Source organism: Phaeacidiphilus oryzae TH49, from assembly GCF_000744815.1.
Classification (GTDB): domain Bacteria; phylum Actinomycetota; class Actinomycetes; order Streptomycetales; family Streptomycetaceae; genus Phaeacidiphilus; species Phaeacidiphilus oryzae.
Genome location: NZ_JQMQ01000005.1, coordinates 1543238 through 1566829, shown reverse-complemented (window position 1 = coordinate 1566829; position 23592 = coordinate 1543238). Strand labels below are relative to the sequence as shown.

The following is a 23592-nucleotide window of genomic DNA, read 5'->3' as shown; positions in this document are numbered from 1 at the left end:
TCCCCGCAACAGCACCGGGGCTGACGTCGCCTCAGGCATTGCGCGGGACATACGGCTGTGTCAGCGTCGAAAGCTGTGAGCCTGAGCCGGAGTGACCCCTGGGCCCTGGGATCGGACCCGTACCGCTTCACCCCGGAGGAGTCCTGGCCGCGGCTGCCCGCCGGGTTCGAGCTCGGCGATACCGCCGGCATCGCCGTCGACCGCCGCGACTGGGTCTACCTCTTCAACCGGGGACCGCACCCGGTGGTCGTGGTCGACGCCGACGGGGACTTCCAGCAGTCCTGGGGCGAGGGCGCGTTCGTCAACCCGCACGGCGCCGCGCTGCACCCGGACGGCGAGAGCCTCTGGCTCACCGACAACGGCGACCACACCGTCCGCCGCTACACCCTGGACGGCGAACCGCTGCTGGAGATCGGTGTGCCAGGCAGCCCCGTGGAGCCGATGAGCGGCGGCCCGTTCTGCTGCTGCACCCACACCGCGGTCGGCCCGGACGGCCGCCTCTACGTCTCGGACGGCTACGGCAACGCCCGGGTGCACGTCTACGCGCTGGACGGCGGCACCGCCCGGCTGATCGGGGGCTGGGGCGAACCAGGGGCCCGCGAAGGGCAGTTCAACCTTCCGCACAACCTCGCGGTGGATCCCCGCGACGGCCGGGTGCTGGTCGCCGACCGGGAGAACCACCGGGTGCAGGTCTTCGACGCCGACGGCCGCTTCCTCTCCGCCGTCAACGGGATCCACCGGCCCAGCGGCCTCGCCGCCCACCTCGGCGAGGACGGCCGACTCCGGCTGGTGGTGGGGGAGTTGGCGCCACGTGGGGCGATCAAGTACGAGGTGCCCAACCTGGGGCCCCGGGTGACCGTCCTGGCGGAGGACGGCACCGTCCTCTCCGAGATCTCGGCCGGGGTGCTGGCCGCGCCCGGCCAGGCGCCGGGGCAGTTCCTCTCCCCGCACGCCCTGGCCTTCGACTCCGCCGGCGACCTCTATGTCGGCGAGGTCGGCCACGCGGACTGGCCGACCCTCTTCCCCGGCGTCCCGGAGCCGGCCCGGCTGCGCGGAGTCCAGAAGCTCCGGCGCCTCCGAGCGGGCTGACCCCCGGCGCCTTCCGCGGCTTCCGCGGCCTCCACGGCTCCGGCGGTTTCCGCGGCTCCGGTGGTTTCCACGGCTTCTCCGGCCTCTGCGGGCTTCTTCAGCCCTCCGGCAGGAGCTCCTTCCGCAGCTGGGTCTTCATCAGCTTGCCGTTCGGGTTGTGCGGCAGCTCCTCGTGGCGCAGCCACCAGTGGGTCGGCACCTTGAACGCCGCCAGATGCTTGCCCAGGAACGCGCTCAGCTCCTCCGGCGTCGCCGACTGCCCCGGCCGCAGGTGGACCACCGCGCCGACCTCCTCGCCGAGTTCGCGGTGCGGCACCCCGATCACCGCCGACTCGAACACCGCCGGATGCTCCACCAGCGCCGACTCGACCTCGGTGCAGTAGACGTTCTCGCCGCCGCGGATCACCATGTCCTTCGCCCGGTCGACGATGAAGATGTGGCCCTCCTCGTCGAGCCTGGCCAGGTCGCCGGTGTGCAGCCAGCCGTCGGTGAAGGCGTTCGCCGTCGCGTCCGGCCGGTTCCAGTAGCCGGTCACCACCTGCGGCCCGCGGATGAGGAGTTCGCCGACCTCGCCCACCGGCAGGTCGGTCTCCCCGTCCGGCGCGACGATCCGGGCGTCCGCGACCGGCGAGGGCCGGCCGACGCTGTCCGGCCGCTGCCGGTACTCCTCGTCGTTGTTGTAGGCGCAGCCGGCCGAGGTCTCGGTCAGCCCGTAGCCGATGCCGGGGCTGCGCTCCGGCAGCCGGCTGCCGATCAGCTCCACCAGGGCGGGGGAGGCGGGCGCGCCGCCGTAGCTCACCCCGGTCAGGCTGGAGGTGTCGAACTCCTCGAAGCGCGGGTGGTTGAGCACCTGCCAGGCGATCGTCGGCACGCCGCCGAAGCCGGTCACCCGCTCGCGCTCGATCAGCCGCAGCGCCTCCTCCGGATCCCACTTGTGCATCAGGACCAGCTTCCCGCCCAGCGCCAGCGAGCAGACCAGCACCGAGTGAAGGCCGGTCGCGTGGAAGAACGGCACCGACAGCAGCGTCACCCGCGACTGGTCGCCGGAGGCCGAGGCCGCGAGCAGCTCCTCCACCGTGGCGCCGGCCGCGACCTGCGGGGCCATCCCGGCGTAGACGGTGGTGAGGATGTTGCCGGCGGAGTTGCGGTGGGTGCCCAGGGCGCCCTTCGGGCGGCCGGTCGTCCCCGAGGTGTAGAGGATGGTGGCGTCGTCCTCCGGCTCCAGCTCCACCGCGGGCGGCTCGTCCTCCACCGCGGGCGGCTCGGCGCCGGGTGCTCCGGGCGCTCCGGACGCCTGCGGGTCGGCCATCAGCTCGTCGAAGTGGACGGCGCCGTCCCGCAGACGGCTCCCGCCGGCGCCGGAGCCCGCCGAGCGCCCGCTCGCCTCGTCGGCCCTGATCCGGGTGACGACCGACGGGATGCCGAGCTCGGGCAGCACCTCCGACAGGCGCTCCTCCAGTCGGCTGTCGGTGAAGACCAGGCGGGTGCCGGAGTCGCGGAGGGCGAACTCCAGCTCCTCGGCGGTCCACCACGAGTTCAGCGGCACCGCGACCGCCCCGATCGAGACCACCGCCCAGAAGGCCATCGACCACTGCGGCAGATTGCGCATCGCGATGGCGACCCGGTCGCCCTTCCGGATCCCGTACCGGCCGACCAGGCGCCGCGCCAGCGCCGCCACCGCGCGGTAGTGCTCCTCGAAGCTGTACCGCTCCTCGCCCAGGACCAGGAACGGCTTCCCGCCGTGGCCGCGGGAGGCCTCGAGCACCGCGCGCAGGGTCGGTGGCGAGTTCTTCCAGGCCCGCAGCCGGACACCGCGTACCTCCACGGTCTCCATCTCGAAGAACGCCCCCGGGGCGGTCAGCCGCTCCTGGACCTGATCCTCCGTCAGCCGCAGCTCGGTCACGCGTACCTCCTGATGATCATCCGTTCCCGCTCGACCGTACGACCGGGCTCCGCCGCGCACCATCCCCCTGCACCGAGCAGTTCGGGGCGGTCGTGCCGAGGGCCGTCCACAGGGGCGTGCGGCGGGCCGTTGTGGCCGCCCATCCGGGCCTGTGGCGACCCTGGCGGATTGGCCGGTCCCGGTCTACCGTCGGGTCAGCTCCTCCGGCCTGCCCGGATGGGCAGCCGCGCCGCGCCGACTCCTACGGATCCCTCGGGAGGGACACCGCATGAAGACGAAGGCCGCCATCCTCACCGCCCCCGGCAAGGACTGGGAGATCGCGGAGATCGACCTCGGCGACCCCGTCGCCGGAGAGGTCCAGGTGCGGTTGGCCGCGTCCGGGCTCTGCCACTCCGACGAGCACCTGCGCACCGGCGCGACCCCGATCGGCGGCTATCCCGCGCTCGGCGGGCACGAGGGCGCCGGCACGGTCACCAAGGTCGGCCCCGGGGTGACCGGGCTGGAGGAGGGGGACCACGTGGTCCTCGCCTTCATCCCCGCCTGCGGCACCTGCCGGCCCTGCTCCAGCGGCCTGCAGAACCTCTGCGACCACGGCGCCGGGCTGCTCGGCGGCAAGGCCCTCTCGGACGGCACCCACCGGATCACCATGGGCGACCAGCCGATCTTCCCGATGTGCCTCCTCGGCACCTTCGCCCCGTATGTGACGGTCAACCAGGCCTCCGTGATCAAGATCGAGAAGGATGTGCCGCTGGACAAGGCCGCCCTGCTGGGCTGCGGCGTCTCCACCGGCTGGGGCTCCGCGGTCGAGATCGGCGAGACCAAGGCGGGCGACACCGTGGCGGTGGTCGGCGTCGGCGGCGTCGGGATCAACGCGGTGCAGGGCGCGGCGGCGGCCGGAGCCCGGTACGTGATCGCGGTGGACCCGGTCGAGTTCAAGCGGAAGAAGGCGCTGGAGCTGGGCGCGACCCACGCCTACGCGTCGATGGCCGACGCGGCCGGCCCGATCGGCGAGATCACCTGGGGCCAGATGGCCAACACCACCATCCTGACCATCGGCTACACCGACGGCGACCACCTCCAGCCGGCGCTGGACCTCACCGCCAAGGGCGGCCAGGTCGTGGTGACCGGCATGGGGTCCTACGACCAGATCGACGCCAAGGTCAACCTCTTCACCCTGACCCTCCTCCAGAAGCGCCTCCAGGGCGCGATCTTCGGCGGCATCGGCCCCCGCACCCAGATCCCCCGCCTGCTGGAGTCCTACCGCGCGGGCAGGCTGAAGCTCGACGAGCTGATCACCACCACCTACCGCCTGGAGGAGATCAACCAGGGCTACGCCGACATGCGCGCGGGCCGCAACCTCCGCGGCGTGATCGTCTACGGCGAGCAGGACTGGTAGGGGCGCGCGCCCTGCGCAGCGCCGCAGGCGCCAGTCAGGGGCGCGGGGAACTGCGCGGCCCGCCGCTTACGGTCCGCACGCGGCAGCGGAGGCCGGGGTGCAACCCTCCCACGCCGTTGCCGGGTGCGGCGCCGTAGCCGGCTGGGCGCGCAGTTCCCCGCGCCCCCGATTTGCGCCTGCGGCGCTGCGCAGGGCGGCGCGCGACATCGCGCCGCGAAGCGCGGTAAGCGGCAAGGCGCGGGGGAGGCGAACGCAGAGTTATCCACAGGCTCGCCCAACGGGGCGGGGGAGGCCCGCGGGGGCCGTTAGCATGGCGGGATGGCTCTTGCGGACGACCTGGCGACCGACCCGAACGACGACATCACCGGCACCACCCCCGCCGGTGATCCCGCCGCGCTCGACACCCTGCGCCGGGTCTTCGGCTACGACTCCTTCCGCGGCCGCCAGAGCGAGATCATCGACCACCTCGTCGCCGGCGGAGACGCGCTCGTCCTGATGCCGACGGGCGGCGGAAAGTCGCTCTGCTACCAGATCCCCGCCCTCGTCCGCCGCGGCACCGGCATCGTCGTCTCCCCCCTCATCGCCCTGATGCAGGACCAGGTCGACGCCCTCCGCGCGCTCGGCGTCCGGGCCGGCTTCCTGAACTCCACCCAGTTCCCCGACGAGCGCACCGCCACCGAACAGGCCCTGCTGCACGGCGAGTTGGACCTCCTCTACCTCGCCCCCGAGCGCCTGAGGCTGCCCGCCGTCAAGGACCTTCTGGACCGCGCCGAGATCTCTCTCTTCGCCATCGACGAGGCGCACTGCGTCGCCCAGTGGGGCCACGACTTCCGCCCGGACTACCTGGAACTGTCCCAGCTCCACGAGCGCTGGCCGAACGTCCCGCGGATCGCGCTGACCGCGACCGCCACCGAGGCCACCCGCGCCGAGATCGCCCACCGCCTCCAGCTCACCGAGCCGGAGGCCCGGCACTTCGTGGCCGGCTTCGACCGGCCCAACATCCAGTACCGGATCGAGCCCAAGAACGAGCCGAAGCGCCAACTGCTCTCCTTCCTCCGCAACGAGCACCCGGGCGAGGCCGGCATCGTCTACTGCCTCTCCCGCGCCTCGGTGGAGAAGACCGCCGACTTCCTGGTCCAGAACGGCATCCCGGCCCTGCCGTACCACGCCGGCCTGGACGCCGGGACCCGCGCCGACCACCAGTCCCGCTTCCTCCGCGAGGAGGGCCTGGTGATGGTCGCCACCATCGCCTTCGGGATGGGCATCGACAAGCCGGACGTCCGCTTCGTCGCCCACCTCGACCTGCCGAAGTCGGTCGAGGGCTACTACCAGGAGACCGGCCGGGCCGGCCGCGACGGCCTGCCGTCCACGGCCTGGCTGGCGTACGGACTCCAGGACGTCGTCCAGCAGCGCAAGATGATCGAGACCTCGGAGGGCGACGACGCCCACCGCCGCCGCCTGGGCGAGCACGTCGACGCGATGCTGGCGCTCTGCGAGACGGTGGACTGCCGGCGCGCCCGCCTCCTGGAGTACTTCGGCCAGAAGGCCGAGAGCGCGAACTGCGGCAACTGCGACACCTGCCTCACGCCGCCGGAGACCTGGGACGCGACCGTGCCGGCGCAGAAGCTGCTCTCCACCGTGGTCCGCCTGGACCGCGAGCGCCGGCAGAAGTTCGGCGCGGGCCACCTGATCGACATCCTCCTCGGCAAGCACACCCCGAAGATCGACCAGTTCCGCCACGACCAGCTGTCGGTCTTCGGCATCGGCACCGAGCTGTCGGTCGCCGAATGGCGCGGGGTCGTCCGGCAGCTGCTGGCGCAGTCCCTCCTCGGCGTCGAGAGCGAGTACGGCGCGCTGGTGCTCACGGAGGGCAGCGCCTCCGTCCTCAACCGCGAGCGGGAGGTCCAGCTCCGGCGCGAACCGAAGCGGGTGGAGCGCTCGCGCTCGTCCTCCTCCTCGTCCTCCGGCCCCAAGGCCAAGAAGGCCCCGGTCGACCTCCCCGAGTCGGCCGCGCCCGTCTTCGAGGCGCTCCGCGCCTGGCGCGCGAGCACGGCGAAGGAGCAGGGCGTGCCGGCGTACGTCGTCTTCCACGACGCGACGCTGCGCGAGATCGCGACGACGCGTCCCGGCAGCGTGGCCGCGCTGGGCGCGCTGAACGGCGTGGGCGAGAACAAGCTCGCCAAGTACGGCGAGTCCATCCTCAAGGTCCTGGCGGACCAGGCGCCTGCCGCGCCGGTCACCTCCTTCACCCCCGACCACGACGAGCCCCCCTTCCCCGACGACGAGCCCCCGTACCCGGACGACCCGGAGTTCTGAGCGGCCGGGCGCGGCGCCGCACTCCGCCGCACTCCGCCGCACGCGGCAACGGGGTCCGGGTTGCAACCCGGTCGCCGTCGCCGTGCGCGGCGCCGTAGCCGCTCGGCCGCGCAGTTCCCCGCGCCCCTGATTGCGCGGCTTCGCCGCGGCAACCTCGGGGCCGCGCGACCGGGCCCGGCCGGGCGCGGCGCCGCACTCCGCCGCGCGCGGCGACGGGGCCTGGGTTGCAACCCGGTCGCCGTCGCCGTGCGCGGCGCCGTAGCCGCTCGGCCGCGCAGTTCCCCGCGCCCCTGCTTGCGCGGCTTCGCCGCGGCAACCCCGCGCCCCTGCTTGCGCGGCTTCGCCGCCACCGCCCGGGGCGCCCCACTCTGACGCCCAGTCACATCCTGATCAGGCACGGAATCTTGACAGCTCCGTACCAGCGCAACCATCCTGCCATCTAAACGCGTGCCACCGACAACGTTGTCCAAAGCGCGAAGGAGCGCGGGATCTTGACGCAGAGTCATTCGTTTCCACGCGGTTGGAGACGCGCCCTGGGCGCGCTCGCGGCCGTCTGCTGCATAGGGGCATTCGCCAGCCCCGCCGCCCACGCGGCGACCACCGCCACCCCCGGTCAACTGACCGATCTGGTCAACCCCTTCATCGGGACCGAGAACGACGGCAACACCTACCCCGGCGCCATGGCCCCCTTCGGCGAGGTGCAGATCTCGCCGGACACCGGCCACAACACCGGCTACGACTACACCCAGTCCAGCATCCGCGGCTTCAGCATGGTGCACCTCTCCGGCGTCGGCTGCGGCCTCGGCGGCGACCTCCCCGTGCTGCCCACCACCGGCGACATCACGTCCACCGACGACGCCGCGTACGCCGCCCCCTACAGTCACGCCGACGAGCAGGCCACCGCCGGCTACTACCAGGTCGGCCTGAGCCAGCCCGACGGCAGCAAGATCAACGCCGAGCTGACCGCCACCACCCACACCGGCGTCCAGCGCTACACCTTCCCGGCCTCCGCCGGCGCGAAGGCCAACGTCCTGCTCAACAGCGGTCAGGCGCTGCACAGCGTGAGCAGCAGCACGGTCACCGTCCTGGACGACCGGACCATCGCCGCCACCGTCACCGGCAGCGGCTTCTGTCAGGGCACCCGCCCCTACACCGTCTACACCGTGACCCGCTTCGACCGGCCCTTCACCGATCACGGCACCTGGTCCGGCAGCACGGTCACCGACGGCTCGGACTCCTCCACCGGCAGCGGCCTGCGCGGCGCCTTCGCCCGCTTCGACACCAGCGGGGGCAGCACCGCCGACCGCACCGTCACCGCCACCACCGCCGTGTCGTACGTCAGCACCGCGGGCGCCCTGCGCAACCTCCAGGCCGAAGGCGCCGGCGGTTTCGACCAGCGCAGGGCGGCCACCCAGCACACCTGGGAGAGCTGGCTGGAGAAGGCCCAGATCCAGGGCGGCACCAGCGACCGCCGCCGGGCCTACTACACCGCCCTCTACCACTCCCTCGCCTCGCCGAACACCGGCACCGACGTCACCGGCCAGTACCGGGGCTGGGACGATCAGGTGCACACCGCGAAGGGGTTCACGTACTACCAGAACTGGTCGCTCTGGGACACCTACCGCTCCCAGGCCCAGCTGCTCTCCCTCCTCGCCCCCCAGCAGTCCCGCGACATGGCGATCTCCCTTCTCAAGGTCGACGAGCAGGGCGGCTGGCTGCCCAAGTGGGGCTACGGCACGGTCGAGACCAACATCATGACCGGCGACCCGGTCACCCCGTACCTGGTGAACGCCTTCAACCAGGGCCTGCTCAAGGGCTATGAGAACGAGGCCTACCAGGCGCTGAAGAAGAACGCCGACTCCGAGCCGCCGGCCTCCTCCCAGTTCGAGGGCCGCGGCGCCAACTCGACGTACCTGCAAGACGGTTACGTCATGCTCAACCCGGACGCCCCGCACAAGCCCGGCGACTACGACTACGACCACGGCCCCTCCACCACCCTGGAGTACGCCCTGGCCGACGCCGCCCTCGGCAGCATGGCGCAGAAGCTCGGCCACACCGCCGACGCGGCCCGCTACCTGGCCCGCGGCCAGAACTACCGCAACGACTTCGACAAGAGCACCGGCTGGTTCCGGGCCCGCGACACCCAGGGCGTCTTCACCGGACCGACCGACCCGGCGAACTCCACCGGCTTCCACGAGGGCACCGCCTGGCAGTACATGTGGCTGGTCCCGCAGGACGTCTCCGGCATGGTGTCGATGATCGGCGGCGAGTCCGCCGCCAACCAGCGCCTGGACTCCTTCTTCGCCTACGACCAGCTGGTCCAGGACCCGGCGGGCACCGCCCGCAACGTCTGGGTCAACGGCCCCTACACCTACTACAACCAGGACAAGTACAACCCGCAGAACGAGCCCGACCTCGGCGCCCCGTACACCTACCTCTCCACCGGGCAGCCCTGGAAGGCCACCGACGTCGTCCACGCCGCGCTGACCCTCTTCACCGACGGGCCGACCGGCATGACCGGCAACGACGACCTCGGCGAGATGTCCTCCTGGATGGTCCTCTCCTCGCTCGGGATCTACCCGGTCTCCCCGGGCCAGGCCACCTGGGGCCTCACCACCCCGGCCTTCGCCCGCGCCGACGTCACCCTGGACCGGCGCTACTACCCGGCCGGTCACCTCACCATCACCGCGCCCGGCACCTCGGACGCGGCCCGCTACACCCAGTCCGTGACGGTGGGCGGCAAGAAGCACGACGCCACCTGGCTGACCACGGACGACCTGCGGAGGGCCGGCAGCATCGCCTTCACCGTCGGCACCTCCCCGTCCAGCTGGGGCACGGCCGCCGCGGACGCGCCGCCCGCGATCGACCATGTGTCGGCGCCCCAGCACCACCTCGCGCTGGGCGTCTCGGCGGGTTCGCTGAGCATCGCGGCCGGCGCCACCGGAACGGTCACGGCGACGACCGTGCTCACCGCGCCCGGCCAGGCCCAGGGCACCCTCACCACCTCGGCGGCGGCCCCGCTCACCGCCGATCCGGCGAGCAAGCAGCTCGACGTCGCGTCGGACGACCTGCCGACCACCGTCGGCACCCCGGTGACGATCACCGTCCCGGCCGGCACGGCGGCCGGCGCCTACGCCGTCACCCTCAAGGCCACCGACGCCCAGGGCGACTCGGTGACCCGGACCGTCACGGTCAACGTCGGCTGACCGACCGGTCGCCCGGGGAACTACCTCCGGTGGGCGGGCCCCCTCGACCCCGCCCACCGGAGCCCCCCGGCTCGTGTACCCCCCGGCTTGGCGGCCACAGCTTCGCGGCCCGGGCTTTCGTGGCCCCGGGCTTTCGCGGCCCCGAGCTTTCACGCCGCCAGCTCGCGCGCTCCCCGTTCGCGCGCCCCCGGCGCAGCCGCCCCGGCGCTAGCATGCGGGGCGTGCTGAGCCTTGATCTCCACCCCATCTTCCGCAACAACCGGGATATCGAGCTGGCGATGCGCCAGTTCCTCTTCCGGGCCGCCAAGTCCGGCGAGCCGGTGGTGGAGATCATCCCCGGCAAGGGCTCGGGCCAGTTGCGCAAGCGGGTGCTGGACTTCCTCGACCAGCGCCATATCGCCCGACTCTACGAGCGCCGCGAGATCGACCCCAAGAACCCCGGCCGGATCCTCATCCATTTCCGCCGCGGCTGACGCCGCACTCTCACCTCCTGCCGCCGTCCTCCTCCTTCTCCCGCTGCTCTCCGAGGCGCAGCAGCTCCTGGGCCACCGCGTGGTGCACCTCGCAGACGGCGAGCCGGCGCTGCGCCCGGAGCCGCGCCTCCGCCCCGGCGTCCGGCGGCAGCGCGCGACACGCGTCCCGCGCCTCGGCCACTTCGGACCAGGCCGCACGGACGCGTGCCTGAAGTACCGTCAGATCCGGGGTGCCGCACACGCTTACTAATCTCACATCGCGCGCACAGCTCCTGCGTACACCCTGCGGAGGAGATCGCCCCCGACGGACGGAGGGGCTGGGCCCCGACCCGTCGTCGCGGAGGCGGGGGCTACGGCAGCGGCGGCAGCGGGAAGGAGAAGGCCCGCGGGGCGCCGGCCGGCCGTGCGCCGGGGTAGCTCACCGTCAGCCGGGAGAACCGCAGGCGCCCGGGGTGGCCGGTCCAGCGGGCGGGCCGGTCCAGGCGGACCACGGCGCGGTAGCGGTGGAAGTGCCCGGCCGCACAGTACGGCACGCAGTCGTTGGCGACGTCTGTGCCCACCGCCTTCGCGGAGCCGCCGCCCCACCAGCGCCAGTGCATCCCGGTGAGGTAGTTGTTGCCGTCGCCGCAGGCGATCATGTAGTAGCCCGGCCGCACATGCGGGTGGTTCAGGCAGTCCAGCAGCACCACGGGGGAGTGGGCGGCGACCGCGGGGAGGGTCGCGCTCGCGGCCCCGTACGGCGGCAGCGCCGCCGGGACCGGCCACGCCGCGGCCGTCCCCGCGGCAGCCGGAGCGGATGCGTCCGGGGCGGAGGCGGCGGCGGACCCTGCGACGGCGGTGGCCGAGCCGGGCCCGGCGGTCGCCGAGGCCGACGCCGAGGCCGGGGCCGCGAAGGCCGCCGGTACCAGCGCGGCGGCCAGGAGTACGGCCGCGCCGACGACCGTCCCGAAACGCTTCATGGCAGACCCTTCTGACGGTGCGTCGGACCGTGACCATTCTTTCACGCTCAGTGACGAGAATTCCAATCGCCGTCCGGCCGCACGGGGAGAAAGCGTGCGAATCCCTCCGCGCTCAGCGCTTGCCCCGGCGCTGCGGCCGGCCGGCCGCGCCCCGCCGCGGCTGCTTCTGCTGCTGCTTCGGCGCCGGCTTCCCGCCCCTGCCCGGCTGCGCGGACTTCGCGGCCTTCCCCGAAGCCGCCGCCTTACCTGAAGCCCCGGCCTTCCCCGAGGCCGCGCCCTTCGCGGGCTTCTTCCTCGGCTCCGCCGGCTCTCCGGAGCCGCCCGCTCCGCGTCCGCGCGAGCTGTTCACGGTGCGCCCGCGGACGATCCCGATGAACTCCTCGACCAGATCCGTGCCCCGGTCCTGCCGCCAGGCCAGCGCCACTCGCGAGCGCGCGACCGAGCCGTCCGGGTCCTCCTCGCCCTGCCCGGCCAGCGGCCGGTAGGTCAGATCCCTCCGGTGGTGCAGCCGGGCCAGGGACTGCGGCACCAGCAGCACGCCGATCCCGGCCGCGACCAGCTCGACCGCGTCCTTGGTGGTGGCCGGCCGCTCCCTGGCCGGTACGCCGGGCAGGGCGTCCCAGCCGAGGACGTCGTCCAGCGGGTGCAGCGCCACATCCTCCGCCAGGTCGCCGGCCTCGACCTCCTCGGCCGCCGCCAGCCAGTGCTCCTTGGGCACCACGACCACCGTGGTCTCGGTGTAGAGCGGGATGGCGTGCAGCCGCTCCCGGTCCACCGGCAGCCGCACCAGGGCCGCGTCCGCCTCCTCCGCCAGCAGGGCGGGCTCGGCGCGGTCCGCCTCCACCGCGAGCAGCTCCAGCGGCACCTCCGGCAGCCGCGCCTCCCAGGTCCGCCCCCACTTGCCGGGGATCACACCGGGTACGTACGCCAACCGGAAGCTCTCGGTCACCTGGGTCTCCGTCACGCGGCAAGGCTACCGAGGGTGACGGACGGGCGCTTCGGCTGCCTTACTCTTGTGCGCATGACATCGCCCCGCAAGACCGCCCAAACCATGAAGCCCGCGACCGCGGCCAAGAAGCTGGGCGTGTACCTCCCCGCCACCCCCGCCGAGTTCCAGGACGGTCCGGTCTCCCGCGACGAACTGAACGCGCTCCAGGCCGCTCCGCCGGAGTGGCTGACCGAGCTCCGCCGCAACGGTCCGCACCCGCGGCCCGTGGTGGCCGCCAAGCTCGGGGTGTCGATCTCCGGCCTGGCCCGCGGCGGCGTCACGGAGGCGCTGACCTCCGACCAGATCGAGGCCCTCAAGGAGGAGAACCCGGACTGGCTCCAGCGTGAGCGCGCCACCCAGGCGGCGGTCCGCGAGGAGGCCCGCCGCCTCAAGGAGAAGCAGGCCCAGGAGGCTCAGGAGGAGCAGGCCTGAGAGAGGCGGCAGCCGCCTCCGGGCATCCCGCCGCCGAGCTCGCGCCGGCCCCTCTTGGGCGCCGGCCCGGCCCCGGCCCCGGCCCACCGGCGCCCGGCCCCGGCCCCCGGCGCCCGGACCACCGGCCCCCGGCCCCGGCCCCGGACCACCGGCCCCGGCCCCGGCCCCCGGCCGCCCCGTCCCGTACGGCGGCGGCCGGGGGCCGTCTCTTCGCGCGAGGCGGCGAGGCGCCCAGCCAAGTCCCCCGCGAGGACGAGCCGATGGGGGAGAGGCCGGGGCGCCGCAGGACCCGCGTGACGCGCTGAGCCGGTTGACCCGCCCCTCTCGCCGGCTCCCGGCTGCTGGCTGCCGGGCCGCCCGTCGGCTTCCGCCCGCCGGTTCCCCCCGCCGGCCACCGCCCCGGGGCTCGGCGCTCCGACCACGCTGCGTCCGCGGACCCGGACGATCCCCATCCGCCCCCGCCCATCAGCGAATTGACCCCCCATCAGGAACGTTCCGAAAATCATCGGGATTGGCAGGGGCGGTGCTGGGCAGGCGATCGTCACCTCGGCAGAGCGCAAAGCGGCCCGTACGTGCCGCCGGCAATCGGGAGGAGACGACGATGGCGACCAGCATTCGGACGGCGCCGGCGGCCACGCCGGTCCGTCACCCTGACGGCCTCGACCCGGCCCACGCGGCCGGACGGGCGCCGGCAGTGGCCCCGCCGCCCGGCACGGGCGGAACCGGCGCAGGCGGAACCGGCGGAACCGGCGCCGACGGCGGCGGCATGGACGGACTGCCCGAGGTGTCCGACCCCTCCCGGGTGGCGCCTGCGGACGCCCGTGAGCTGTCCCGGGAGTTCTTCGTCAGGCTGGCGGAGCTCGAAGAGGGCACCCACGAGTACCAGTACGTGCGGAACACCCTGATCGAACTCAACCTGGCCCTGGTCAAGTTCGCGGCCCGGCGGTTCGCCACCCGCAGTGAGCCGATGGACGACATCGTGCAGGTGGGCACGATCGGCCTGATCAAGGCGATCGACCGCTTCGACCCCTCCTACGGGGTGGAGTTCCCGACCTTCGCGATGCCGACCGTGATCGGCGAGATCAAGCGCTTCTTCCGGGACACAAGCTGGGCGGTGCGGGTGCCGCGCCGGCTCCAGGAGCTCCGGCTCGCGCTGGCCAGGGCGAGTGACGACCTGGAGCAGCGCTTCGGCCGCCCGCCGACGGTCCGCGAGCTCGCCGAGCGGCTCGGCCTCGAGGAGGACGAGATCGTCGAGGGCCTCTCCGCCAGCAACGCCTACACCGCCGCCTCGCTGGACGCGGCCTTCGCCGGCGACACCGAGGAGGACGCCCAGAGCAGCCTGGAGCAGCGGATCGGCTTCGACGAGCCGGCGCTGGAGGGGATCGAGAACCTCCACTCGCTCAAGCCGCTGATCGCGGAGCTGCCGGAGCGCGAGCGGACCATCCTGGAGCTGCGTTTCCGCGACGAGCTCACCCAGTCCCAGATAGGGGAGCGGCTGGGCATCTCGCAGATGCACGTCTCCCGGCTGCTCTCGCGGACGCTGAGCCGGCTGCGGGAGGGCCTGCTGACCGACGGGGACCCTGGCGAGGGCCGGCGGATCCCGCCCGGCTGACCCGTTCGGCGCCGCTCCCGATGGCGGGTGTCACGGGGGCCCGCCGGGGCAGGAGAGACAGTGGAGACCGGTCGCCGGTTCCGGTGGCGTCGAGTGAGGGAGGCACCACGTGACGACCCGAACCCCCTCGACGGAAGCGCCCTGGCCGGACGCCCGGCCGCCGATGCGGCAGACCCGGCGGCTGCTGCTGGGCGAGGCCCGGGGCGTGGTGGCCCGCTGCCGGCGGTTCACCAGCAAGGCGCTCGGCGACTGGGGGCTGCCCGACGGCTCCGCCCCGGAGACCGAGGACGTCCTCCTGCTGGTCTCGGAGCTGGTGACCAATGCCTGCCTCCACGCGGGCGGGCCGGAGGAGCTCCGGCTGGAGGCGCAGGGCTCCGGCCGGCTGCGGATCGCCGTCCGGGACGCCAGCCCCGTCGGCCCGGCGCCGCGCGGGGACCGCAACGGAACGCTTCCGGGCGGACACGGACTGTTCATCGTCGCCCGGCTGAGCGCCGACTGGGGCTGGCAGCCGGTCTCCGGCGGCGGCAAGGAGGTATGGGCACAGGTGGCCCTGCCCGCGCCGTTCGGCAGGACGGCGGGCCGGCCCGAGGAGCGCTCGGGCGGTAAGGGCGAGGCCCGCGGCCCGGCGGACCCGTCGCGGCTGCTGGGGAGTTGGACGTAGGTGGCACCGTTCCGCCGCCCGCACGGGAGTCCGTGCGGGCGGCGGAACGGTGCCGGATGTCGGAGTGGCGCCACCGAGGGTGGACCCGGGCCGGGAGGCTGAGTTGACGGATGAGACGGCGGCGGCGGGACTCGCGCTGCGAGTGGACCGGCGCCCCGGCGGCGCGGTCGTCGTCGCCTGCGACGGAGAGCTGGACCTGGACACCGCGGGCGAGTTCGAGGCCGCGGTGCGCGAGGCCTTCGGCGGGGGGCGGACCGCCCCTGCGGCGCGGGTCGTGGTGGACTGCTCCGAGCTGTTCTTCTGCGACTCGTCGGGTCTCAACGCGCTGCTGCGGCTGCGCCAGTCCGCCACCGACAAGGGCATCGGGATGTGCCTGGCCGCGGTGCCCGAGGGGGTGCTGCGGCTGCTCCGGGTGACCGGTGTGTCCGAGGTGCTGGACTGCCGCGCCGACGTCGAGGGCGCCCTGGTCGACTGAGCGTGGAAACAGGTCAAATACCGGCACCGGCGGCGCGCCGGTCCTGTGATATGTATTCACCGTCCCGGTACCAACTGGGCACAGGACCGTCAGTCGAGGAGGGCCGCCCAGTGCCGGGTGCGGACAGCGCCCACGAGATGCCCGCTCTGGACCGGCAGGGGACCGAGCGGCTGGGCATCCTGCTGGTCGAGGACGATCCCGGGGACGCGCTGCTGGTCGAGGAGCTGCTCGCGGACAGCGGCCTGGAACGCGAACTGAGGTGGGTCCGCTCCGTCGCCGAGGCGGAGAAGGCCCTGCAGGCGCTGCCGGGGCCGCCCGTCCCCGCGACGGTGCCCGCGCCCGCGGGGGAGGGCGGCGCCGCCGCCCGCGGGGGCCCGCTGCACTGCGTCCTCCTCGACCTCCACCTGCCGGACGCGGTCGGTCTCGACGGGCTGCGCCGGATCCTGGCCGCCGCCCCGCACGCCGCCGTGGTGGTGCTCACCGGCCTCTCCGAGGAGCGCACCGGCCTCGCCGCGGTGGCCGCGGGCGCCCAGGACTACCTGGTCAAGGGGCGGGTGGAGGGCGACCTGCTGGGCCGGGCGATCCGCTACGCCGTCCAGCGCCGGTACGCCGAGCAGGCCGCGGCCGCCCTCCAGGCCGGCCGGCTGCAGGCGGCGGAGAACGCGCGGCTGGAACGCGGGCTGCTGCCCACCCCCCTGGTCCGCGACCCCCGGGTGCGGATCCGCGCCCGCTACCGGCCGGGACGCCAGCAGGCCCTGCTGGGCGGCGACTTCTACGACGTGGTGGAGGCTCCCGACGGCATGCTCCACGCGGTCGTCGGCGACGTCTCCGGCCACGGGCCGGACGAGGCGGCGCTCGGCGTCTGCCTCCGGGTGGCCTGGCGGGCCTTCGTCCTGGCCGGCCTCTCCGGGCCGCCGCTGCTCCGGCTGCTGGAGCGGGTGCTGGTCGCCGAGCGGGCGGGCACCGAGATCTTCGCCACCCTGACCCAGCTGTCCATCGCCCCCGACCGGCGCGAGGTGCGGGTGCTCAGGGCCGGGCACCCGGGCCTGCTGCTGCGGGAACCGCCCGAGCGGGTCCGCTTCATCGAGCTCCCCGGCGGCCCCGCCCTCGGCATCCTGCCGGAGCACGCGGACTGGCCGGAGAGCACCCTCCAGGTGCCGCCGGGCGGGGCGGTGGTGATCTTCACCGACGGACTGATCGAGGGCCGGGTCGGGAGCGGACGCGAACGCCTCGGCGAGGAGGGTTTGGTGGAACTGGCGAACCGGCATCCGGACCGGCCGGCCGACGACTTCCTGGACGCCGTCATCGACTCGGCGCAGCGGCTTGCCGCGGACAGCGGGGGGCTGGCCGACGACGTCGCCGTCCTCCACCTGGAATGGGGGCATCCCCGATGAGCGCCGACGCCCGGCAGGACGCCCCGCAGGACGCCCGGCAGGACGCTCGGCGTGGCGGCGGGCGTACCGGACGGAGCATCGGCCTGCTCACCGGCCTGCTCACCGGCCGGCCTTGGCTGCGCCGGTCGCGGTGGAGCGTGCGGCAGTGGTTCATGCTGGCCTTCGGCTCGATCGGGGCGGTCGCGGTCGTGGTGGGGATCGCCGGCGCGATCCTGCTGGCCCGGGCGGACGCCGCCGGGCAGCACCTGGTGGACCAGGTGGCCCCGGCCCGGCTGGCCGCCGCCCAGCTCCAGTCCGCGCTCCTCGACCAGGAGACCGGCGTACGCGGCTACCTCCTCACCGGCAACCGCGACCTCCTCCAGCCCTATGACCAGGGGCTGCTGATCGAGCGCCAGTCGGTCGCGCGGCTCACCTCGGCACTCGGCGACGAGCCCCGGGTGCGGGCCGACCTCACCGCCATCGAGCGCGCCGCCGGCGCCTGGCGCACCCAGTTCGCCGAGCCCGCGCTGAACGCCTCCGGGCGGACCGGCGCCTCCGGCGGGAACGCCGGCCGGGCCGGTGGCGGCGACGCGGCCCGCCGGATCGCCGGATTCGACGCCGGGAAACCGCAGTTCGACCGGCTGCGCGCGCTGCTCGGCACGCAGAGCAGGGACCTGGACGCCCAGCGGACCACCGGAGAGCACCGGCTCTCCGTCGCCCAGCACCAGCGGGACGTCCTCTTCGTGGCGCTGCTCGCGGCCTTCGTGGTGATCGGCGGCGGGATCGCGGTGCTCGTCCAACTCGCCGTGATCCGGCCGCTGCTGACCATCCGCAAGGCCGCCAACCGGGTCGCCGGCGGCGAGCTGCGCTACCGGATACCCGACCACGGCCCGTCCGATCTGCGGGCGGTGGCCCAGGCGGTGGAGGAGATGCGCTCCCGGGTGATCGCCGAGCTGGACGCGGCCCAGGAGCAGGAGCGGCGGCTCCGGGCCCAGGGCGAGGCGCTGGACGCCCAGGCCGTCGAACTCCGGCGGAGCAACGCCGACCTGGAGCAGTTCGCCTACGTGGCCTCGCACGACCTCCAGGAGCCGCTGCGCAAGGTGGCCTCGTTCTGCCAGCTGCTGGAGAAGCGGTACGGCGACCGGCTGGACGACCGCGCCCGCCAGTACATCGACTTCGCGGTGGACGGCGCCAAGCGGATGCAGAACCTGATCAACGACCTGCTGACCTACTCCAGGGTGGGGCGGGTGCACGGCGCGGACCAGACCGTGGACAGCGAGGCCGCGGTGGACCGGGCGCTGGACAACCTCTCCGCGGCGATCGAGCGCGGCGGGGCCCAGATCGAGCGCCCGGACGAGCTGCCCCAGGTGCACGGCGACCCGCTGCTGCTGGGGATGCTCTGGCAGAACCTGATCGGCAACGCGGTCAAGTTCCGCTCCCCGGACCGGCCCTCGCGGGTGGTGGTGCGCTGCGCGCCGGACCCGGAGGACCCCGGGATGGCCCGCTTCTCGGTGGCCGACAACGGGATCGGGATCCCGGAGGAGTTCCGGGAGAAGGTCTTCGTGATCTTCCAGCGGCTCAACGCCCGCGACGAGTACGAGGGCACCGGGATCGGCCTCTCGCTCTGCAAGAAGATCGTCGAGTACTGCGGGGGCCGGATCTGGGTGGAGCGCTCCGAAGACCCCGGCACGAACATCTCCTTCACCCTCCCGCTCGCCCAGGAGGTGCCGGCGCAGCGGACGGCCGCCGCCGACCCGCCCTCGGCGGCGGCCGGGGCCCCGGCGCCCGGCGGCCCTGCGACCGAGGGCGCCACGACCGACGGCCCTGCGACCGACGGCCCTACGACCGACGGCCCTACGACCGACGGCCCTACGACCGACGGCCCTGCGACCGAGGGCCCCGACGGCCCTGAGGCCGAAGCCCCCACGACCGACGGCCCCCGGGCCGAAGCCCCACCGACGGAAGAAGCCCATGCAGCCGAGCACTCCTGAGCCGATCGAGGTCCTGCTGGTCGAGGACGACCCCGGCGACGAGCTGATGACCCGCGAGGCCTTCGAGGACAACAAGATCGGCAACACGCTGCATGTCGTCCGCGACGGCCTGGAGGCGCTGGACTTCCTCTACCGCCGCGGGGAGTACGCCGACGCCCCCGTGCCGGACCTCGTCCTCCTCGACCTCAACCTGCCCAAGTACGACGGCAGGCAGGTGCTGGAGAAGATCAAGTCGGACCCGGAGCTCACCCACATACCGGTGGTGGTGCTCACCACCTCCTCCGCCGAGGAGGACATCCTGCGCAGCTACAAGCTGCACGCCAACGCGTACGTCAGCAAGCCGGTGGACCTGGACCAGTTCATCGCCGCCATCCGGCACATCGACGACTTCTTCCTCACCGTGGTCCGGCTGCCGCGCGCCCGCCGCGAATGACGTCCGTCCCGCATGACCTGCATGACCTGCGGATCATCGGGCACGCGAAACGCAGAAGGACGTGTGACCGCGAAGGAGGACCACCACCGTGACCGCCATCAAGAGCACGCTGCCCGAGACCGACCTCAAGGTCACTGCGGAGACGCTGCAGGACACCCTCGCCGATCTGATCGACCTCTCGCTGACCGCGAAGCAGGCGCACTGGAACATCGTCGGCCCGCGGTTCCGCTCGGTCCATCTGCAGCTCGACGAGGTGGTGACGCTGGCGCGCAGCTACACCGACACGGTCGCCGAGCGGGCCTCGGCCCTCGGCGTCAGCCCGGACGGCCGGGCCGCCACCGTGGCCCGCAGCAGCTCGCTGCCCGAGTACGCCTCCGGCTGGGTGTCCGACGACGACACCGTGCGGGCGCTGGTCCGCGCGCTGGGCGAGCTGGTGGCCCGGATGCGCGACCGGATCGCCGCCACCGAGGGGCCGGACCCGGTGACCCAGGACCTCTTCATCGGCCTCACCGCCGAGTTGGAGAAGCAGCACTGGATGTTCCAGGCGCAGACCGCCGGGTGACCGGGGAGAGCGCCGCCGGGCTGCCGGGTCGGCCGGGCCGGATGATCGCAACAGCGGACAGGGGCGCGGGGACTCCGTGAATCGGAGTCCCCGCGCCCCTGTCCGCTGGGCTGCGCTGATCTCGGCTGACCTGAGCCTCGTCGCCGAACCGAGCCTCGTCGCCCCCCTCAGGCTGCGGCCGTAGGCGGTGCGCCGAGGATCTCGTTCGCCCGCGCGAGCGCGGCCTCGATGTCGCGCACACCGCAGTACACGCACAGCGTGTACTCCAGGTCCTCGCGCTGTCCCGGACCAGGAACGCCGGCCGTGACGGCCGTGTAGCGCTCCACAAGGCGGCGCAGCACCAGCGGATCGACGATCGCCATGAAACCCTCCCGTGGAAAGTCGGTGAGCACTGCGCGCCTACCCGGCTTCAGCCTCTCCTAACGCGAACCGGCCCAGCGGCATCCCGACCACGCAGGCGCCAACTCCGCACCGCCGACTGGTAGTTGGCCACACAGGGCACCCGGGCCCCAGAGGTGGCCCCGCTGGGGTCTCGCCGCCGGGTGCTCGTCGTCGGGGTCTCGCCGCCGAGGGTTTCGTCGCTGGGGGTTTCGTTGCCAGGGGCCTCGCCGCCGGGCCGGGCCGGCCGATGACGGTCCGTCAGCCGGCCGTCGGCGCCGTCAGCCCCGTGCCCAGCGCGGTGAGGACCGCGAGCCCCCCGGCCACCAGGTGCAGTCCGGTGCACCAGAGGCAGACCTCCTGGTCGCGCAGGAGGTCGGCGTAGAAGAGGTAGACCAGCGAGGCCGCCCCCACCGCGCTCAGCCCGAGCCGCGTCGCACGCAGCGCGGGGGAGCGGCTGCGCCAGGCCGCCGGAGTGTGGAGCCCGGCCGCGACGAGGAAGTACGCCAGCGCCGGCCAGTCCACCGGTACACCGCCCCAGAGCGCCGCCTCCGCCGTGCCGCCGGACGGCCCGTCCACACCGGCCGCCAGCAGCGCCGCGATGGCCGCCCCGGAGAGCGCGAACGTCAGCCCGGCCACGACCAGGACCCCGCCCGGCAGCGGTTCCACCACCCCCGCCGGCCCGGTCTCCGAGGCGCCCTGCGCCCGGCCCGGCTCGGGAGCGCCCGGCTCGGGGGCGCCCGGCTCCTCGGCGCCCGGATTCGAAGCGTTCGGCTCGGCGACTCCGCTGATGCCCACGCGCATACCGCTCCTTCCGGCCGCCGACCGCCGGCCGCCACAAGCGGGGTCTGCCCGCGCGGCACCCGGCGGCACACCCCGACTCTCCCCGCTCGGGATCCGCCCCCCGCGCACGCTCGCCGCCCACGCGCCCTGGGCGTCCTCCGCGAAAGACGCTCGTCAGCCGCCCGCGGTCCCGCCGGGTGCCCGCCGCCCCTGCCGTACCGCCGCGGAGTCCGGCTGCGCCGGCAGGGCATAGGCGGCGGGCGGCGGGGCGGGATCACCGGCCGGCCCTGCGGAGCCTGCCGGGCAGCGGACAGAAGAACAGGCTAGGCTGTTAAGTACGGCCTGTCATAATGCCCAGTCTTCGAGGAAGTGACCCCATGCCCACCCCCTCCGCCGCTCCCGGCGCCGCCGGCGCCACCGCCCTGCTCGTGATGGACGTCCAGCACGCCACCGTCGGCCGCCTCCCGGACGCCGACGCGTACCTCGCCCGTCTCGGGGAGGCGGTCGGCGCGGCCAGGACCGCCGGCGTCCCGGTGATCCACATCGTCCTCGGCTTCCGTCCCGGCCACCCCGAGGTCCACCCGCGCAACGTCGTCTTCTCCGCCCTCCCGGCCGACGCGCTGGTCCCGGGCGACCCGAACGGCGAGATCCACCCCGCGGTCGCCCCGCTCCCCGGCGAACTGGTCGTCACCAAGAACCGGGTGGGCGCCTTCACCGGCAACAACCTGGACCAGCTGCTCGCCGCGGCCGGGATCGAGCACCTGGTGCTGACCGGCATCGCCACCGGCGGCGTGGTCCTGGCCACCGCCGTGCAGGCCTTCGACCGCGACTACCGCCTGACCGTCCTCTCCGACGGCTGCGCCGACCTCAAGCCGGAGTTCCACGAGGCCCTTCTCGCCGGCTTCTTCGCCAAGCGGGGCACCGTCAGCACCGTCCGGGACTGGGCGGACTCGCTGTCCTGAGAGCGACGAGGATCACCCGCGACCCGCCGCCGTCCGGACCGTGGGCGCTGGCTAGCATGAAGGTCACCCTCAGCTAGCCCGAAAGATGAAGTTGTGACTGTCAACGACGACTTGTTCACCGACTGGAAGCGCCGCGAGGAGATCGCCGAGGCGATGATCCCGATCATCGGGAGGCTGCACCGCGAGCGGGACGTCAACGTCCTGCTGCACAGCCGCTCCCTGGTGAACAAATCGGTGGTCAGCATCCTCAAGACCCACCGGTTCGCCCGCCAGATAGCCGGCGAGGAGCTCTCGGTCACCGAGACCATGCCGTTCCTCCGGGCGCTGGCCGACCTCGACCTCGGCCCCTCGCAGATCGACCTCGGCATCCTCGCCGCCGGGCACAAGGCGGACGACCGCGGCCTCTCGGCCGCCGAGTACACGGCGGAGGCGGTGGCCGGCGCCATCGGCACCGGAGGGCTCGAGCGCGGTGCCGGCCGCGATGTCGTCCTCTACGGCTTCGGGCGGATCGGCCGGCTGCTGGCCCGGCTGCTGATCGAGAAGGCCGGATCGGGCAACGGCCTCCGACTGCGCGCCATCGTGGTCCGCCCGGGCGGCGGCGACACCGAGCAGGACCTGGTCAAGCGCGCCTCGCTGCTCCGCCGCGACTCCATCCACGGCCAGTTCAACGGCACCATCACGGTCGACCCGGAGCACCACCGGATCATCGCCAACGGCAACGGCATCCAGGTCGTCTACTCCAACGACCCCGCCGCCGTGGACTACACGGCGTACGGGATCCAGGACGCCATCCTGATCGACAACACCGGCAGGTGGCGGGACCGCGAGGGGCTCTCCCAGCACCTCCGCCCCGGCATCGCCAAGGTGGTGCTGACCGCCCCGGGCAAGGGCGACGTCCCCAACATCGTCCACGGCGTCAACCACGACACCCTCAAGCCGGACGAGCGGATCCTCTCCTGCGCCTCCTGCACCACCAACGCGATCGTCCCGCCGCTGAAGGCGATGGCCGACGAGTACGGCGTGCTCCGCGGCCACGTGGAGACCGTCCACTCGTTCACCAACGACCAGAACCTGCTGGACAATTACCACAAGTCCGAGCGCCGCGGCCGCTCCGCGCCGCTCAACATGGTGATCACCGAGACCGGCGCCGCCTCGGCCGTGGCCAAGGCGCTGCCCGACCTCAAGGCGAAGATCACCGGCAGCTCGATCCGGGTGCCGGTGCCGGACGTCTCGATCGCCATCCTCAACCTCCAACTGGCCCGCGAGACCAGCCGCGAGGAGGTCGTGGACTACCTGCGCGAGGTGTCGCTGACCTCCCCGCTGCGCCGCCAGATCGACTTCACCAACGGGCCGGACGCCGTCTCCAGCGACTTCATCGGCTCCCGGCACGCCTCGATCGTCGACGCCGGAGCGACCAAGGTGGACGGCGACAACGCCATCCTCTACCTCTGGTACGACAACGAGTTCGGCTACTCCTGCCAGGTCGTCCGGGTCGTCCAGCACGTCTCCGGCGTCGAGTACCCGACCTTCCCGAAGCCGGCGACGGTGTCGGCGGTGTCGGCGGTGTCGGCCGTCCAGGCGGTCTCGGCGGTCTGACGGC

21 protein-coding genes are annotated in these 23592 nt (G+C 73.5%); 15 read left to right on the top strand and 6 right to left on the bottom strand.

Annotated features, from left to right (window positions below; translation table 11 throughout):
• Positions 1–75 precede the first annotated feature (75 nt).
• The gene (locus tag BS73_RS11300; RefSeq protein ID WP_200886683.1) at positions 76–1089 is read left to right on the top strand and encodes a peptidyl-alpha-hydroxyglycine alpha-amidating lyase family protein; all 1014 of its coding nucleotides are present in this window, start codon (positions 76–78) and stop codon (positions 1087–1089) included.
• A gap of 97 nt (positions 1090–1186) precedes the next feature.
• On the opposite strand, the gene BS73_RS11295 is transcribed toward BS73_RS11300, so the two are convergent.
• Positions 1187–2992: a class I adenylate-forming enzyme family protein gene (locus BS73_RS11295; RefSeq protein ID WP_200886682.1), complete on the bottom strand. Its 1806-nt coding sequence runs from the start codon at positions 2990–2992 to the stop codon at positions 1187–1189.
• A 268-nt stretch (positions 2993–3260) separates the two neighbouring features.
• Between BS73_RS11295 and BS73_RS11290 the strand changes: the two genes are divergently transcribed.
• From BS73_RS11290 to BS73_RS11275, 4 genes are all read left to right on the top strand, one after another.
• Positions 3261–4388 (top strand): NDMA-dependent alcohol dehydrogenase, encoded by a 1128-nt coding sequence (locus BS73_RS11290; protein ID WP_037571503.1) that lies wholly within the window; start codon positions 3261–3263, stop codon positions 4386–4388.
• A 318-nt stretch (positions 4389–4706) separates the two neighbouring features.
• Entirely contained in the window at positions 4707–6704 is a 1998-nt protein-coding gene (gene recQ, locus BS73_RS11285) for a DNA helicase RecQ (protein WP_051939816.1), read from the top strand.
• Between the two features lie 491 nt (positions 6705–7195).
• Positions 7196–9910, top strand: a complete 2715-nt coding sequence (locus BS73_RS11280) for a GH92 family glycosyl hydrolase (RefSeq protein WP_407674996.1) — start codon at positions 7196–7198, stop codon at positions 9908–9910.
• Positions 9911–10131: 221 nt separating this feature from the next.
• Positions 10132–10383 (top strand): Smr/MutS family protein, encoded by a 252-nt coding sequence (locus BS73_RS11275; protein WP_037579122.1) that lies wholly within the window; start codon positions 10132–10134, stop codon positions 10381–10383.
• Between the two features lie 10 nt (positions 10384–10393).
• Here BS73_RS11275 and BS73_RS11270 read toward each other — a convergent pair whose 3' ends face one another.
• The 3 genes from BS73_RS11270 to BS73_RS11260 all read right to left on the bottom strand — a co-directional run bounded on the left by BS73_RS11270 (position 10394) and on the right by BS73_RS11260 (position 12306).
• Positions 10394–10624, bottom strand: coding sequence for a hypothetical protein (locus tag BS73_RS11270; RefSeq protein WP_037571500.1), 231 nt, complete (start codon positions 10622–10624; stop codon positions 10394–10396).
• Positions 10625–10733: 109 nt separating this feature from the next.
• Complete coding sequence (locus BS73_RS39430) at positions 10734–11342, bottom strand: hypothetical protein (protein ID WP_235215374.1); 609 nt, start codon at positions 11340–11342, stop codon at positions 10734–10736.
• Between the two features lie 112 nt (positions 11343–11454).
• Positions 11455–12306, bottom strand: coding sequence for a LysR substrate-binding domain-containing protein (locus BS73_RS11260; RefSeq protein ID WP_037571499.1), 852 nt, complete (start codon positions 12304–12306; stop codon positions 11455–11457).
• 57 nt (positions 12307–12363) lie between these two features.
• On the opposite strand from BS73_RS11260, the gene BS73_RS11255 reads away from it, so the two are divergent.
• The 8 genes from BS73_RS11255 (at position 12364) to BS73_RS11220 (ending at position 19869) form a co-directional block, all read left to right on the top strand.
• The gene (locus BS73_RS11255) at positions 12364–12762 is read left to right on the top strand and encodes a DUF5997 family protein (RefSeq protein WP_037571498.1); all 399 of its coding nucleotides are present in this window, start codon (positions 12364–12366) and stop codon (positions 12760–12762) included.
• Between the two features lie 601 nt (positions 12763–13363).
• Positions 13364–14374 (top strand): RNA polymerase sigma factor SigF, encoded by a 1011-nt coding sequence (locus BS73_RS11250; RefSeq protein WP_084703966.1) that lies wholly within the window; start codon positions 13364–13366, stop codon positions 14372–14374.
• Between the two features lie 109 nt (positions 14375–14483).
• Positions 14484–15035, top strand: a complete 552-nt coding sequence (locus BS73_RS11245; RefSeq protein WP_235215373.1) for an ATP-binding protein — start codon at positions 14484–14486, stop codon at positions 15033–15035.
• Between the two features lie 103 nt (positions 15036–15138).
• Entirely contained in the window at positions 15139–15510 is a 372-nt protein-coding gene (locus BS73_RS11240; RefSeq protein ID WP_037571496.1) for an STAS domain-containing protein, read from the top strand.
• Between the two features lie 137 nt (positions 15511–15647).
• Entirely contained in the window at positions 15648–16904 is a 1257-nt protein-coding gene (locus BS73_RS11235; protein ID WP_051941382.1) for a PP2C family protein-serine/threonine phosphatase, read from the top strand.
• Complete coding sequence (locus BS73_RS11230) at positions 16901–18874, top strand: sensor histidine kinase (protein ID WP_063836964.1); 1974 nt, start codon at positions 16901–16903, stop codon at positions 18872–18874. Before BS73_RS11235 ends, BS73_RS11230 begins: the two co-directional genes overlap by 4 nt.
• Positions 18855–19307 (top strand): response regulator, encoded by a 453-nt coding sequence (locus BS73_RS11225; protein WP_037571494.1) that lies wholly within the window; start codon positions 18855–18857, stop codon positions 19305–19307. The genes BS73_RS11230 and BS73_RS11225 overlap by 20 nt, the downstream gene beginning before the upstream one ends.
• 88 nt (positions 19308–19395) lie before the next feature.
• A complete protein-coding gene (locus BS73_RS11220) occupies positions 19396–19869 on the top strand; it encodes a Dps family protein (protein WP_037571492.1) in 474 nt (157 codons plus the stop codon).
• A gap of 167 nt (positions 19870–20036) precedes the next feature.
• On the opposite strand, the gene BS73_RS11215 is transcribed toward BS73_RS11220, so the two are convergent.
• The gene (locus BS73_RS11215) at positions 20037–20231 is read right to left on the bottom strand and encodes a DUF5133 domain-containing protein (RefSeq protein WP_037579109.1); all 195 of its coding nucleotides are present in this window, start codon (positions 20229–20231) and stop codon (positions 20037–20039) included.
• 277 nt (positions 20232–20508) lie between these two features.
• Positions 20509–21045, bottom strand: coding sequence for a vitamin K epoxide reductase family protein (locus BS73_RS34585; RefSeq protein ID WP_161789661.1), 537 nt, complete (start codon positions 21043–21045; stop codon positions 20509–20511).
• 362 nt (positions 21046–21407) lie between these two features.
• Here BS73_RS34585 and BS73_RS11205 point away from each other — a divergent pair, with 362 nt between their 5' ends.
• Positions 21408–21992 carry a cysteine hydrolase family protein gene (locus tag BS73_RS11205; protein ID WP_051939813.1) on the top strand — a complete coding sequence of 195 codons (585 nt, stop codon included), beginning with the start codon at positions 21408–21410 and terminating at the stop codon, positions 21990–21992.
• 93 nt (positions 21993–22085) lie between these two features.
• A complete protein-coding gene (locus BS73_RS11200; RefSeq protein ID WP_051939812.1) occupies positions 22086–23588 on the top strand; it encodes a glyceraldehyde-3-phosphate dehydrogenase in 1503 nt (500 codons plus the stop codon).
• Positions 23589–23592: the final 4 nt, after the last annotated feature.

Excerpts from the sequence above, each read along its gene's own strand:
- BS73_RS11290 (WP_037571503.1), top strand. The coding sequence starts at position 3,261 with ATGAAGACGAAGGCCGCCATCCTCACCGCCCCCGGCAAGGACTGGGAG.
- recQ (WP_051939816.1), top strand. The coding sequence starts at position 4,707 with ATGGCTCTTGCGGACGACCTGGCGACCGACCCGAACGACGACATCACC.
- BS73_RS39430 (WP_235215374.1), bottom strand. The coding sequence starts at position 11,342 with ATGAAGCGTTTCGGGACGGTCGTCGGCGCGGCCGTACTCCTGGCCGCC.
- BS73_RS11255 (WP_037571498.1), top strand. The coding sequence starts at position 12,364 with ATGACATCGCCCCGCAAGACCGCCCAAACCATGAAGCCCGCGACCGCG.
- BS73_RS11250 (WP_084703966.1), top strand. The coding sequence starts at position 13,364 with ATGGCGACCAGCATTCGGACGGCGCCGGCGGCCACGCCGGTCCGTCAC.
- BS73_RS11235 (WP_051941382.1), top strand. The coding sequence starts at position 15,648 with ATGCCCGCTCTGGACCGGCAGGGGACCGAGCGGCTGGGCATCCTGCTG.
- BS73_RS11230 (WP_063836964.1), top strand. The coding sequence starts at position 16,901 with ATGAGCGCCGACGCCCGGCAGGACGCCCCGCAGGACGCCCGGCAGGAC.
- BS73_RS11225 (WP_037571494.1), top strand. The coding sequence starts at position 18,855 with ATGCAGCCGAGCACTCCTGAGCCGATCGAGGTCCTGCTGGTCGAGGAC.
- BS73_RS11215 (WP_037579109.1), bottom strand. The coding sequence starts at position 20,231 with ATGGCGATCGTCGATCCGCTGGTGCTGCGCCGCCTTGTGGAGCGCTAC.
- BS73_RS11205 (WP_051939813.1), top strand. The coding sequence starts at position 21,408 with ATGCCCACCCCCTCCGCCGCTCCCGGCGCCGCCGGCGCCACCGCCCTG.